Consider the following 13,041-nt stretch of genomic DNA (forward strand, 5'->3'; position numbering starts at 1 on the left):
CCATGCCCTCTACCTCAAGCCAAAACCAAAGTGCGCAAAAAATCGGGCCTTATCACATGCCATTGCAATGAACACATACCGAACGCATACCGCTGCGCATGCGGCTCTAGCGGAAGACACTAGCGAAAGACAACGAAGCCGGTGGGAATGGGGAAAAGCGGGAATCGAACCCCTTAGCGCTTTATAAGACACGCTTTATAAGACACGCTTTATAAGACAGACCATTGCCATGTTCTCATGTTTGTTCTCATGTTTTGGGGATAGTCTGGAATCGCTAGCGGAGGTAGCGGAGGTAGTTGTCCTGTGTCGCGATGCGTCACGCAATCTGCGTCGCAAAAATCGCAAAAATCGCAAAAATCGAGGCTTGTGCGGTTTTCGTGGGTTAGGTGGTGGGTTGGGGGAGTCGGATGCCGAGGCCGCCGCATCGGAGCATGACGAGCGCGATGAGGTTGTCGACGTGGTGGAAGCCGTAGGCCATGCGGATGGTGACCTTGATCCGGTTGTTGAACGCCTCGAGCCTGGCGTTCGAGCAGCCCAGCTCGATGGTCCTGAGGATGTCGTCGCGGCGGCGTCTGATCTTGCGTGAGAGCTCGACGATCTCGGGGATGCGGCTGTGGGACGCCCAGAAGATCCAGCGTCTCAGTTCGGCCCTGGCCTGTTCGAGGGGGTGTCTGAGCAGGGTCCGCAGGAGCTCCTTGAGCTGCCAGGCGCGGTAGAGCTGGCCTCGGGGGTCCGTGTTCCGCAATGCCTCGAGGGTTTCGTTCTGCCGTTCGGTCAGATTGTCCGGGTTCTTCAGGACCGCGTGCCTGATGCCGCGCATGCGCTTGGCGGTCTCGTCGTCGCCGTCGTGTCTGGCGTCGTTCCATAGTCGTTTGCGGACCTGGTCGAGCGCGTCGGTCATCCAGGAGACGATGTGGAAGCCGTCGAGCACGCGCTGCGCCCGGGGGCACCACTCACGCACGCACGAGTCGATCCAGCGGGCGCCGTCCCCGGTGACCACGCGGATGGACGCGCGCTGCTCGGGGGTGAGCTGTTGGAAGAACAGGGCGAACACGTCCCTGCCGACCCCGTCGTGCGCCCAGATGACCCGCCCGCGCTCGTGGTCGACGACGACCGTGACGTACGTGTGGCCCTTCCTGTAGCTGGTCTCGTCCACGCCGATCGACGCGAGCCCGTCGAACGGCGAGGGCGCCGCCGCCCTGATCCGGTCGGCGACCCTGCGGGCGATGGCGCCCGCGGTGCGCCACGTGACGTGCAGGAACCCGCTCACGGTCCTCTGGCTCGCGACGGTCATCAGCCACGCGCACTGCGTCTCGAAGTCCCTGGTGAACCGGCTCCCCGGCTCCGCCCACGGCACCCCGGCGACGACCACGCCGCATCTCGGACAGTCCACGCGCGGCATGCGGGCGACCAGCTCGACCCGCCAGCAGCCGAAGTCCTGATGACGCCAGCGGCGCACGCCGCCGCCCTGGTCGTAGCCCGGACGCCTGCGCCCGCAGCGGGAGCACCTGAGCATGCCGGCACGCGGACGCACGCGCACCTCGAGCACGGGCTCGGGACGCAGCGGAGAATCCGTGATCCGCGCGTCCTCGACCACCATGCCTTTGACGTTGAGAAGACGATTGAATATGCTGTTCATAAGGCGCTTTTCGGTCGTGTTTTTCTTGGTCGATGAACATCCTACCCGAAAAGCGCCCCTCCCCAATCACCCCAACGGCTCAACAACGAACCACCACCCACAAAAACAGCAAAAGCGCCCAAAAATCGTTTCACGGGGAAACTGCGTTTTCGTTGGAATTTCAAGGTGGAATGTCAAGGACGAATTAGTGAACGAACTTCTGACGGAGGTCACTAGCTGGTCACAGTCGGGCACACAGTACGCTTTCGGTAAGCTGTTGCAGCTAGTGCACTTGGTGCGCTCCCTGTAACCGTAACCGTGGTCGCGCCGGTCATTTTTCTGCCAGTCAATTTCCGCCGGTCAACTTGCGTCGGTCAGATTGAGCGGACGCGGAACTCGCCGGTGCGGTTCGAGGCGACGATCATATGGTCGTTGCCCAGCACCTGCCATCCGTCCTCGGCACGCTGGTCGAAACCGGAACTGGCCACGACCACGCCCGCCTCGCGCCCAGCATCATCATGCAGCGCGCGATAGCGCACCACGCGGTAATCCAGCGCCTTCGCGCCCTTGCCGTACTGATCGTAGATTTCGACGATGCGCGGGCTGGTGACCTCGCGCCCGGCCGCGCACAATGCAATGAACTGGTCCTCGCTTTGAATCATGCAGTTGTAGCTGGATTTCGGATACGCCTGACGCAGCTGGCGCACCGCCTGCGCCACCGCCTCATCCAATGCGAAACCGAACGCGATGTATTCGAGAATCACCGAAAAGAAGATCGCCGAATCGGAACGGCCACCGGTCGACAGGAACGCGCCGCGATTGACCGGATAGTGCGGATTGTTGACGATGTTCACGCCATCGTCGTCGGAGATGTCGCCGTTGTGGATGAAGCTCAGCCCGTTGGCGAAGAACGGCTGCTGGTTCTCAAGAATGAGCGGCAGATTCGAGCTGGCAAGACGCAGATGCCACAGCGCGCCGCGTGCCGGATCGGCGGCGAACTCGGTGAACAGCGGATCGCGGCGGGCGACCACCGTGCTTTTGTACAGTTTGGTGCCGGTTTCGGGAGCGGGCGCGCCACCGTCGCGCGCGAACGCCTGCGATGCCGGATCGGACAGTTGCGCGACGCCCCATCCGTCATTGTGGATTTCGCTCAGTTCGCGGAAATCCTGGCATGCGGATTCGCCCAGAATGTCGGCAAGGCTGCGGTTGATGCCTGCCGTCGCGTATCCGAGTAATCTGCACATGTTTCTTTACTATATGGATTCGTTGCCGCGACTGGCGGGTACGGTTATAGGCGTTGCTTATAGCGGTTGATCATATCGCGTCGATGCTGTGGTCATGAATGAAAAGTGAACGGCAATTGACTGCACATTGATATCTTCATGGATACCTGCGCGTTTCCCATGTGCAGTGCCCATACTTGTATCGCCAATATGCCGACGGTGCCCGTAGTGGGATCGTCGGCATTTCGCAATGGAAGAATGGATGGGAAATGACAAGGAAATCCCTGATGATGAAGGGCGTGGTCGCGGGCTTCGCTGCCGTCGCCATGCTGATGTCGGGTGGCGTGATCGCAGCCAACGCTGCCGACACCGCCACCGACGCCGCAGCTTCGGTTTCCGCTGCGGCAGGCTCCAACGCGCAGAGCTTTATTCAATACGATGTGGCGCAGAACCCTAGCGATTCCGACAAGGGCAAGGCGCTGACCGAACTCCTGAGCGACTACAACACCTATTGGACCGCCGGCAAGGGCGTCACCGAAGCCGGCAAGACCGTGCTCGCGCACGATGATCAGCTCACCGAATCGATCAACCAGCAGGCCGCCAAGGACACCGCCGACAAGAAGAACGATCAGCAGGCGCGTGCCTTCTCCGACGCGCAGATGAACACCGCCGACACCCTGTATGAGGGGCTTGGCGCAACGCTCGGTCGATACTTCAAGGACGACATGGAGGCCGGCAAGCTGCCCAAGACCGAGGCCTTCCTCAATACCGCCGGCATCAGCACCAGCAACGCCGAGAGCACCTACGCCCACCCGCGCCCGTACGTGGACCGCGCCAACTACAAGGGCGAAAAGCTTGATCTCAAGAGCCTCAAGAACACGCTGAACATCAGCAAGGTGCAGGCCTACGAGGATCAGGGCGAATACGACGGTCTGGCGGATTCCGGCTCGTTCCCGTCCGGCCACACCACCTTTGCGTTCTCCAAGGGCGTGGCGCTCGCCACGATTCTGCCCGAGCTCGGCCCGCAGATCATGACCCGCGTCTCCGAGGCCGGCAACAACCGCATCGTGCTCGGCGTGCACTACCCGCTTGATATCATGGGCGGACACATCGCCGGCACGTTCGGCGTCGCCACCTCCCTGAGCGATCCCGACACCGCGCAGGCCGCCAAGGATGCCCGCGCCGAACTGCAGAGCGTGCTCGGCGCCGACTGCCGGGCCAACGGCATCACCAAGAACGCCGACCTGCACAGCTGCATCAACGCCACCAATGCCAACGGCCAGTCCAGCAAGAAGGACTACGGCGGCTACACGAACGCGTTCACCGATGAGGTGTCCGGCGAGCCTGTCACCGACCGCGCCTCCGCGCTCGCTGCCTACGAGGCGCGCATGACGTACGGCTTCACGCAGACCGGCGATACGACCAAGCGTCCGGTCGTGCCGGAAGGTGCCGAGAACCTGCTCGCCAACGTCGAATACTTCACCACCGACGATGCCTCTGACCCGGACGACGCCAGCCTCAAGTTCACCACCGACGAGCTTCGTCAGGTGATCGCCGCCAGCGAGATCGAATCCGGCTACCCGCTTGACGCCTCCAGCGACGGCTGGGGTCGCATCAACCTCGCCAAGCTGTACACCGCACGCGTCACCTTCGACGGCACCGATCCGGCCACCCGCAAGATCACCAGCATCTCGTTCGGCCACCACCGCAACGAGGTGAAGATCGAGAAGGCCGAGGTGCCCACCCAGCCGAAGGCTGACACGCTGAGCGAGCTGCTGGGCGACTACAACAAGTACTTCGACTTCTACAAGGGCGGTGTGATCGACAACGACAAGACCGGCACGCTGGCCCACGACGATGCGCTTACCGAACAGATCAACAACAAGGCCGCGGCCGACAACAAGGCCGGCGCCAACGATCAGCAGAAGCGTGCGGTCTCCGATGCTGCGATGGACTCGACCGAAACGCTGTACGATGCGCTCGGCCCGGTGCTCGGCAAGTATTACAAGGATGGCATGCAGGGCTGCGAATACGGCAAGTACGACTGCACGCTGGCGAACGTGCAGGGATTCCTCGATTGGGCCGACTACTCGGCGAGCACCGGCACCGCCAAGAAATACTTCCAGCATCCGCGCCCGTACGTCGATCGCGTCAACTACCAGGGCAAGACGCTCGACTTGGGTGATCTCAAGAAGACGCTGAACATCGACAAGGTGAAGGCATACGAGGATCAGGGCCAGAACGATGGTCTGGCGGCCTCCGGCTCGTTCCCGTCCGGCCACACCACCTTCGCGTTCACGCAGGACACTGGTCTGGCGTACCTGCTGCCTGAGCTCGGCCCGGAGATCATGACCCGCGTGTCCGAGGCTGGCAACAACCGCATCGTGCTCGGCGTGCACTACCCGCTCGACATCCTCGGTGGCCACATCGCCGGCCAGTGGGGCGTCGCCGACGAGATCGCCAACAACAAGGACACGCAGGAGTATGCAAAGGCCGCCCGCAAGGAGCTTGTCTCCTATCTGGCGGATCAGTGCGTCGCCAACAAGAACGTCGCCAAGGCCTCCGCCACCGACGAGGACACGCTGCAGTCCTGCATCGATGCCACCAAGGCCAACACCACCGATGGCTACAAGAACTCCTTCACCGACGAGGTGTCGACCAAGCCGGTCACCGACCGTGCCTCCGCGCTGGACGCCTACAAGGCCCGCATGACCTACGGCTTCAAGACCACCGGCAAGACTGATCAGGCTCCGGTCGTCCCGGATGAGGCCGTGCGTCTGCTTGACAACGTCGAGGCGTTCAAGTCGCTGACCGCTGATCAGAAGAAGGCCGTGCTTGCTGCCACCGAAGGTGCCTCCGGCTACCCGCTGGATGCCTCCTCCAAGGGCTGGGCCCGCATCAACCTCGCCGCCGCCTACAGCGCCAAGGTCGTGCTCAGCAAGGACGGCAAGACCGTGGTCGCGGTCGTGCCCGGTCAGGCTCAGGCCTCCGTGGTCAAGGACACCACCGCCCCGGTGTTCTCCGGCGTTGAGGATGCCACGGTTGCGTTTGGTGGCGCGTTTGATCCGCTGGCCGGTGTGTCCGCTTCCGATGACGTGGATGGCGATCTGACGAAGGCGATCAAGGTCGAGGGCACCGTTGACACGTCGAAGGCCGGCGAGTACACGCTGACCTACACGGCCACGGATGCTGCCGGCAACACGGCGACCGCCACCCGCACGGTGACCGTCAAGGCGAAGCCTGAGACTCCGGATACGGTCAAGCCGGTGTTCTCCGGCGTGGTTGATGCGACGGTCGAGTTCGGTGCCGCGTTTGATCCGCTGGCCGGTGTGTCCGCTTCCGATGATGTCGATGGTGATCTGACGAAGGCGATCAAGGTTGAGGGCGCTGTGGACACCAGCAAGGCCGGCGTGTACACGCTGACCTACACGGTGTCCGACAAGGCCGGCAACACTGCGACCGCGACTCGCAAGGTGACCGTCAAGAAGAAGGGCACTACCACTCCGACCACTCCGACGACTCCGAACGAGAAGCCGACGACCCCGACCACGCCGACGCAGCCGAACAAGCAGCCGACTGGCAAGCTGTCGAACACTGGCGCAACTGTTACAGCGGTTGCCGCCGTGGTCGCGGTGCTCGCTGGTGCCGGTGTGACGCTGACGATGATCCGTCGTCGCAACAGCGCTCGCTGAGCTGATTCGCCCAGCCGACGCTGAGCTGACGATGGGGTAGTACCCCCGCCCAGACAGCGACGCTGTAACAGCCACAACAAACACAACAGACAGCCCCTCCAGACGGCCCCCTCCTCTGAAGGGGCCGTCTGTGTATCTGGAGACCATCGCTGGGGTTGTGCTAGCGATCGAAATTCGGGAAAGGAATGGCCATCTCCCGAATTTCACCCGAATTTCATCAGAGAGAGGCGAGAGAGGAGCACTGCTTTAGCGCAAGACATTAGCGCAAGGATTTCTCGGGGAAAACGGCCATCTCGTAAAATCTTTGCGCAACAGGGGCCGCTAGCGCAAGGATTTCTCGGGATTGGCCCTGAGTTCGTAGAATCCTTGCGCTAAGCCCTGTCCCAGCGCAAGGATTTTACGAAGTTCCCCTTCTTTCCGAGAAATCCTTGCGCTAAAGACACTGCGCTAAAGCAACGCGCCTCTCACGCGTATCTCTGGTGCCACGCCTGGTGCCACCTGGTGCCACGCATCTAACCCACGAAAAAAGCAGAAGTCTCATAACAAAGGCTCTGCGCTTCCCAAAACAGGGAGGCGCAGAGCCCACTGTGCAGCAGAGCCTTATTGCCCATGTGCCGCGGTTCCGTGGGCTCGCGGCACGCGATTCCCGCGATTCCCGCGAATCCGCTAACCTCAGTCGCCGATGACGAAGGTGCGGTAGGCGGTGTCAGCCACCTCGGGGTCCGAGGTGACGATCACGACCGCGCGCTTGTGCTCGCCATGCGTGAGCGAGCGCAGCACGCGCAGCAGGTCAACGCTGTCATCCACGCTCAGCCCGCCGGTCGGCTCGTCGGCGATGATGACATCCGCCTCGCACGCGATCGCACGGGCGACCGCCACCTTGCGCTGTTCCAGCGCAGAAAGCGACCCGACACGCGCGTTCGGCGTATCACTCGCAAACCCCACCTGTTCGAGCAACTCGCGCGCGATCACCGGCTTCGGCTTGAGGAACGTGCGCCCGGAGGCATCCATCGCATACAGCACGTTGCGCTCGGCGCTCAGATCCGTACGCACCGCGTACCGCTGCGGAATCACGCCCAAGCGATGCCCGCGCAGTTCGAGCGGTTCGAGCTCGAAGATGTTCGCGCTTTTGACCATCACATTGCCGTCGGACGGCACCTTGAGCCCGGTCATGACCGACATCAGCGCGATGCGCTCCTCATCCGAAGACACCAGCATCGCATACACATGGCCGGCATAGCAGGCGGCATCCACGCGGTCCAGCACATTACGCCCGGTCTTGCGGTCGGTGAGCGTGACCTTGTTGAGCGCGAACGTCGGATACGACCGCAGCAGAATCTCATCCTCACGGCCGCCGCCAAGCTCCTTGTCGAGGCGCGCGGAGAGCCTCAGCGACGGCTCCGCAACGCCAGCGTCGGCGTCGGTGGCGGTGCCGGCCGCTGTCGCAGTCGCTGCGGCGGCGGTTTTGGCGAGCTTCAGCGTTGCGTTGACGCGCGCCGCGTTCGCCGCGGCGATGTCGCCCTCTGCGCCATCATCTGTGCCGCCATCATCCGCGTCGCCATCATCCGTGCCGCCATCCGACGCTGTCTGGTCACGCTTTCCGTCGGCTGGCTTGGCATCGTTTTGCGTGGTCTCGGCAGCCTTGGTTTCGGCTGATTCGCTGCTGGCTGGCACAGTTTCGGCAGACGTCGCATCGCCTGATGCGGCATCGTCGGCGCTCTCGTCGGCACGATTCTCGGCATGGTTGGCTTCGGCGGAATCCGCGTCGTTGGCAGCGGCCGCCTTGCTGGCTTCGGCCGCCTCGTGCGCTTCGGATTCACTGGATTCGCCGGAATCATCCGATTCCTTGGATTCGGATTCATCGGATTTGTCCGATTCGCCAGCCTCGGTCGCCGCGGTTGATTCCTCCGCCGCGTCGGCATCAGCAGCATCGTCCGACTGCGAATCGTCGTCATAGATGATGCTGTAGCTCAACGATTCGATCGCGTCATCGTCATGCTCCACGTCGATGCGATCGGCGTCGTCGTCATGATTGTTGTTCGTGCTCATCGATCCGTCTCCTTGCTGTCGCCATCGGCATGTTCGCCATCGGCATTCTTGTCATCGACGCTATCGCCGGCATCGTTGCTATCGCCGGTTTCGCTACCATCGCCGGTTTCGCTGCCATTGCTGGCTTTGCTACCGTCGCCGGCATCACCGATACCATTGACTCCATCGCCGGCGGCACCGCCATCACCCGCATCGGGCCGAGCGGCAAACAGCACATCGGCATGCGCCGCGACCGCGCGCAGCATCGCCACGATCGCCAGCGCCAGCACGGCCGCCAACCCAATCCAGATCACCTTCCAGACGATGCCGGCGTCAACCGGAGTAGCGCGCCCCGCGCCGAGCGCATTGCCCAGCGGACCAGCCGCGAAACCGCCCGCAAGCGCGCCGATCGCAAAGCCGGGCAGCAGCACGATGAACGACTCCAGCATGAACTGCCAGCCGAGCCGAGGCCGCGACACGCCCGACATGATCGCCATGCCGATCTCATCGCGTCGGCCGGCCACGCCCAGCAGCGTCAATGCGAGCAGCAGCAGTCCGCCGACGAACCACAGCGACGGCAGCGCCGTGCGCATGGCCGCATCAAGGTTCTTGAGCGGCGCGATGGAGTCCTCGTACCTCTCAAGCGAAGGCGCGACGACCTGATACTTGGAGGCGACCTTGTCTTTCTTGGCGACGCTGACGAACGTGCGGTACTGGGCCACGTCGGTGAGGATGAAGCCGAGGTCGAGGTCGGGCTTCGCCCAGCCCTTGGCCGTTTCGTTCGTGTCGGCGAGCGAGTTCTGGTTGATGACCGCGTAGGTGGTGAAGATCACGTTGTCGCGGTTGTCCTTGGCGAGCTTGGTGTTCGTGTTGCTCGTGGTGCCCGGATCGGTGTATTCGTAGATGCCGCGCACCTCCAGCTCGTAGGTCTTCGCCGTGTCGGTGGGGTTGGTGACCTTGAACTTGGAGCCGACCTTGAGCCCGTCCTTCGAGGCGAGCGCCTTCGAGACGAGCACTTCGTTGCTGGTGAGCGCCTCGGTGGTCTGATATTCGAGATTCTTGCCGGAGACGATCGTGAAGCGCCCGTCGTAGTTCGCGTCGGCCGCTTCGGTCGAGTAGAAGCCGCGCAGGGTGAATTCGCCGCCGGTCTTGTCGGCCGACTGGTCGTCGGTGCCGGGGATCGCCTTGACGTCGCCGGTCTGACGGACCGGCAGCGACACGGTTGCGGTCGGATTGGGCGACTGGCCGGTGGCGGACTGGAAGCTGATGCCGATCGTGTTGTAATCGGTCCAACCCATGTAGTTGCTGGTATACGATGAGTCGGTTCCGTCGTATGTGGCGCGGGTGGCGGCGGTCGGACGCAGCGAGGCGACGACCTGCTGCGATTCGTAGTCCGATCCGGTGGCTTTGTCGGCGGCGGCGCGTTCGGCGAGGCCGACCATCGAGCCGAATGTCACCACGATGGCGACGAGGATGGCGAGCAGGGAGCGCCACTTGTGGCGGACCGTGTGCGCCCATGCGTTCTTGAGCACGAACATGCGATACTTCTCCAGTTCTCTATGCGGCTCGTGAGGGTACGGCCGCCATCATACCCGTGCATCTCGCATGCATGATGACGCGCATGCATGATGACGCATGCGAGATGCACGGTCGCGACCGCGCGGATCTGACCGTCTTTCAGCGTTGGCCGGAACGCGGGGCCGTTGGGTCGCACGCATTCCGTGGCTTCACTATGGTCGCGATTGATGGATGTTGTCTTGCGCAATACTGTTATACCGCTTCAAGAAGGCTGAGAGCGCGCTGGGGAGGCGTGGGGCGGCATGTCGCGAATTTGTGAAAATGCGATGCCGTCCGGCCTCTGGGCTCTCTCGCGTTACGACCGTCACGGTATCATCAGGTTGCATACGCTCATATACAGTCCACTCTACCAGCGAGGTTCCCCATGAAGCTCTCCCCTCATCACGTCAATTTCAGGGGTCATGGGGCTCTTGCCAAGTCGTTCGATCCCAAGCGGATCGTGCTGTATGTGCTGTTCGCGCTGTTCGGCTTGGTGCTGTCGGTGGTCGGCGTGTACGGTTCGTCGGCGCTGCGGCTGTATTGGGAGGCGAATCGCATGATGAATGCGAGCAACGATCTCATCAATACGGCGCTCGGCTGCGGCGGCAGCACGGATCTGACGGAATCGTCGCAGACTCTTGTTGATTCGACGCGCAAGCTGCGCGACGAACTCGACAAGCCGCAGTGGACGTTCATCCGCGATCATACCGGCTACGGCAACGACATCAACGCCGCTCGCACCCTGCTCAACGCGATGGGCAATCTGGTGGACGGGCCGTTCACCGACATGACGAATCTGTCCGAGCGACTCTCCGGGTTCTCCATGGAGAACAAAACGGTCGATCTGAGCGCGTTGGCCGAAATGCCGCAGATCATCAAGACCGCCCGAAGCGACATCAAAGCGGAGATCAGCGCGCTCGACAAGCTTGATCAGCCGACCATTCCGGCGGTGGCGCGACTCGTCGACACCGGTCGCAACGGTCTCAAATCCGTCGACTCGCTGCTCAACGAGTACGATGAGCTGATCGATCTGCTGCCGCAGCTGCTTGGTGAGAACGGCAAGCGGACGTACCTCGTCGCCATCTACAATCCCGCCGAACTGCGTTCCGGCGGCGGCATGGTCGGCAATATCGCGCCGATCACCGCCGACAACGGCAAGGTGACGATCGGCGACTTCATCGCGACCACCGACATCACCTACCCTGATCAGCCGCTTGACAAGCGCAACGAGGCGGAGGCCGAGGTATTCGGCCTGTGGATCTGGAAGTATCCGCAGACCACCACCATGAATCCGAATTTCCGGCGTGCCGCCGAGACGCTGACCGACCTGTGGAAGAACAGTGGACACAAGAACGTGGAAGTGGACGGCGTGATCGCGCTCGACCCGGTGTTCATGCAGTCGCTGATCGGCGCGACCGGCGAGGTGACGCTATCCGACGGCACGACGCTCAACGGCACGAATGCGGTGAACTTCTTCCTCAACGAACTGTATGTGAAGTATCCGAAGTACGAGGAGCAGAACAAGTTCACCAACGCGGCGTCGCAGAAGATCATGACGCACGTGTTCTCCAATGCGAACGCATCCACGGCATCGGCCATGCTGAAGGCGATTCGTGATTCGTCCGCCACGGGGCATTTCAAGCTGTGGATGAAGGATGACGAGCAGCTCGCCGCGCTCATCCAGACCAACGTGCTCGATGCGAATGTGGCCGGAACGCTGCCATACGACATCAGCAAGCCGGTCAGCGGCGTCTACTTCAGCCAGCTGACGGCCAGCAAGCTCGACTGGTATCTCGATACGCAGATCACCGTGAAGAAGACGTGCGGGCAGACGTTCCAGACCGCTCAGGGCGTTCTTGACGACACGATGCAGCCGGCGATGGCGACCACGCTTGCCGACGTGGACGACAGGACGCTTGGCGACGAATACACGGTCGTGGTGAAGATGAAGAACCGGCTCACCCAGAAGGAGCTGGAGACGCTGCCGGTCTTTGTGACCGGCAAGGACGGCAACGGCCATTCGTATCTGCGGGTGACGCTTATGGCGCCGTTCGGCGGGGAGATCACGTCGATCTCCTACGACAATGCGGTGTACATGGGCAATGGTCGGGTCGCCGACCATCAGTTCGTCGTGCTTGACCCGTCCGACGGCATTGCGCCCGGCGACACCGCCACCGTGTCGTACACGGTGCGTGTGCCCGAGGGGGCGACATCGCCGCTCGATGTGGTGACGACGCCGGTGATCGGGCCGAAGGGCATCTACACCGGTACGAACGGTGTGGTGGATGATTCCTGCAAGGGCGATGTGCCCGACAAGGTGGAGGACGAGCTGATCGGCAAGGATACGAGCGTGCCTGATCTGACCGATCCCGAAGCTGACGGCATCGGCGCGATCGAAGCGGTGGCGCAGGCGAAGGCTGCTGAAGCGAAGCGTAATGCCGGCGGTGACGCTGCGGCGACCGGTGATGGGACTACGGACGGTGATGGTGGCAGTACCGACGATAGTGCGAACACGACCAACGGGGGCACCACCGACAGCACCGATACGGCGAATGCGGCCGGCAAGACGGATTCCAGCAGCAAGGGCAGCGGCGACAAATCCGGTGGAACCAGCGGAACCGGGACCAGTGGATCCAGTAGCTCCAGTAGCTCCAGTAGCTCCAGCGCAAAGGACCCGAGTGCCATGCTGGATTCGTTCAGCAACCTGACTGATTCCGTGCAGTGCCCGGTCGATATCAAACAGCTCGCCCTGTAGCCGCCCAGCAGCCGCCCTGTGGTCATGCCTGTGTGGTCATGCCTGTGTGGTCATGCCTGTGTGGTCATGTGAAGCAGGCCTAGGATGTGGCGAGTCAGGCATGAGTGTTTCGGTACTGGCGTGAACGGTGTCTATTGTCTTGCGGGGCCTGCGGAGCGTGTCTGGGTG

At 62.4% G+C, this 13,041-nt stretch carries 6 protein-coding genes; 2 read left to right on the top strand and 4 right to left on the bottom strand.

Going from position 1 to position 13,041, the window contains the following annotated elements:
* Positions 1 to 382: 382 nt before the first annotated feature.
* Positions 383 to 1,639 (bottom strand): ISL3 family transposase, encoded by a 1,257-nt coding sequence (locus EHS19_RS09795; RefSeq protein ID WP_241677206.1) that lies wholly within the window; start codon positions 1,637 to 1,639, stop codon positions 383 to 385.
* Positions 1,640 to 1,992: 353 nt separating this feature from the next.
* A complete protein-coding gene (locus EHS19_RS09800) occupies positions 1,993 to 2,862 on the bottom strand; it encodes a class II glutamine amidotransferase (protein WP_151917584.1) in 870 nt (289 codons plus the stop codon).
* 248 nt (positions 2,863 to 3,110) lie between these two features.
* Between EHS19_RS09800 and EHS19_RS09805 the strand changes: the two genes are divergently transcribed.
* Positions 3,111 to 6,533, top strand: a complete 3,423-nt coding sequence (locus EHS19_RS09805) for an immunoglobulin-like domain-containing protein (protein ID WP_151917585.1) — start codon at positions 3,111 to 3,113, stop codon at positions 6,531 to 6,533.
* 672 nt (positions 6,534 to 7,205) lie between these two features.
* On the opposite strand, the gene EHS19_RS09810 is transcribed toward EHS19_RS09805, so the two are convergent.
* Both EHS19_RS09810 and EHS19_RS09815 read right to left on the bottom strand, forming a co-directional pair.
* Positions 7,206 to 8,582, bottom strand: coding sequence for an ATP-binding cassette domain-containing protein (locus EHS19_RS09810; RefSeq protein WP_151917586.1), 1,377 nt, complete (start codon positions 8,580 to 8,582; stop codon positions 7,206 to 7,208).
* The gene (locus tag EHS19_RS09815; RefSeq protein WP_151917587.1) at positions 8,579 to 10,099 is read right to left on the bottom strand and encodes an FtsX-like permease family protein; all 1,521 of its coding nucleotides are present in this window, start codon (positions 10,097 to 10,099) and stop codon (positions 8,579 to 8,581) included. The genes EHS19_RS09810 and EHS19_RS09815 overlap by 4 nt, the downstream gene beginning before the upstream one ends.
* A 404-nt stretch (positions 10,100 to 10,503) precedes the next feature.
* Here EHS19_RS09815 and EHS19_RS09820 point away from each other — a divergent pair, with 404 nt between their 5' ends.
* Positions 10,504 to 12,873, top strand: coding sequence for a DUF4012 domain-containing protein (locus EHS19_RS09820; protein ID WP_151917588.1), 2,370 nt, complete (start codon positions 10,504 to 10,506; stop codon positions 12,871 to 12,873).
* Positions 12,874 to 13,041: the final 168 nt, after the last annotated feature.

It is taken from the genome of Bifidobacterium jacchi (assembly GCF_009078285.1).
In the GTDB taxonomy this organism is placed as follows: Bacteria; Actinomycetota; Actinomycetes; order Actinomycetales; family Bifidobacteriaceae; genus Bifidobacterium; species Bifidobacterium jacchi.

Coding starts and splice junctions, on each gene's coding strand:
- EHS19_RS09815 (WP_151917587.1), bottom strand. CDS start 10,099: ATGTTCGTGCTCAAGAACGCATGGGCGCACACGGTCCGCCACAAGTGG.
- EHS19_RS09820 (WP_151917588.1), top strand. CDS start 10,504: ATGAAGCTCTCCCCTCATCACGTCAATTTCAGGGGTCATGGGGCTCTT.
- EHS19_RS09795 (WP_241677206.1), bottom strand. CDS start 1,639: ATGAACAGCATATTCAATCGTCTTCTCAACGTCAAAGGCATGGTGGTC.
- EHS19_RS09800 (WP_151917584.1), bottom strand. CDS start 2,862: ATGTGCAGATTACTCGGATACGCGACGGCAGGCATCAACCGCAGCCTT.
- EHS19_RS09810 (WP_151917586.1), bottom strand. CDS start 8,582: ATGAGCACGAACAACAATCATGACGACGACGCCGATCGCATCGACGTG.
- EHS19_RS09805 (WP_151917585.1), top strand. CDS start 3,111: ATGACAAGGAAATCCCTGATGATGAAGGGCGTGGTCGCGGGCTTCGCT.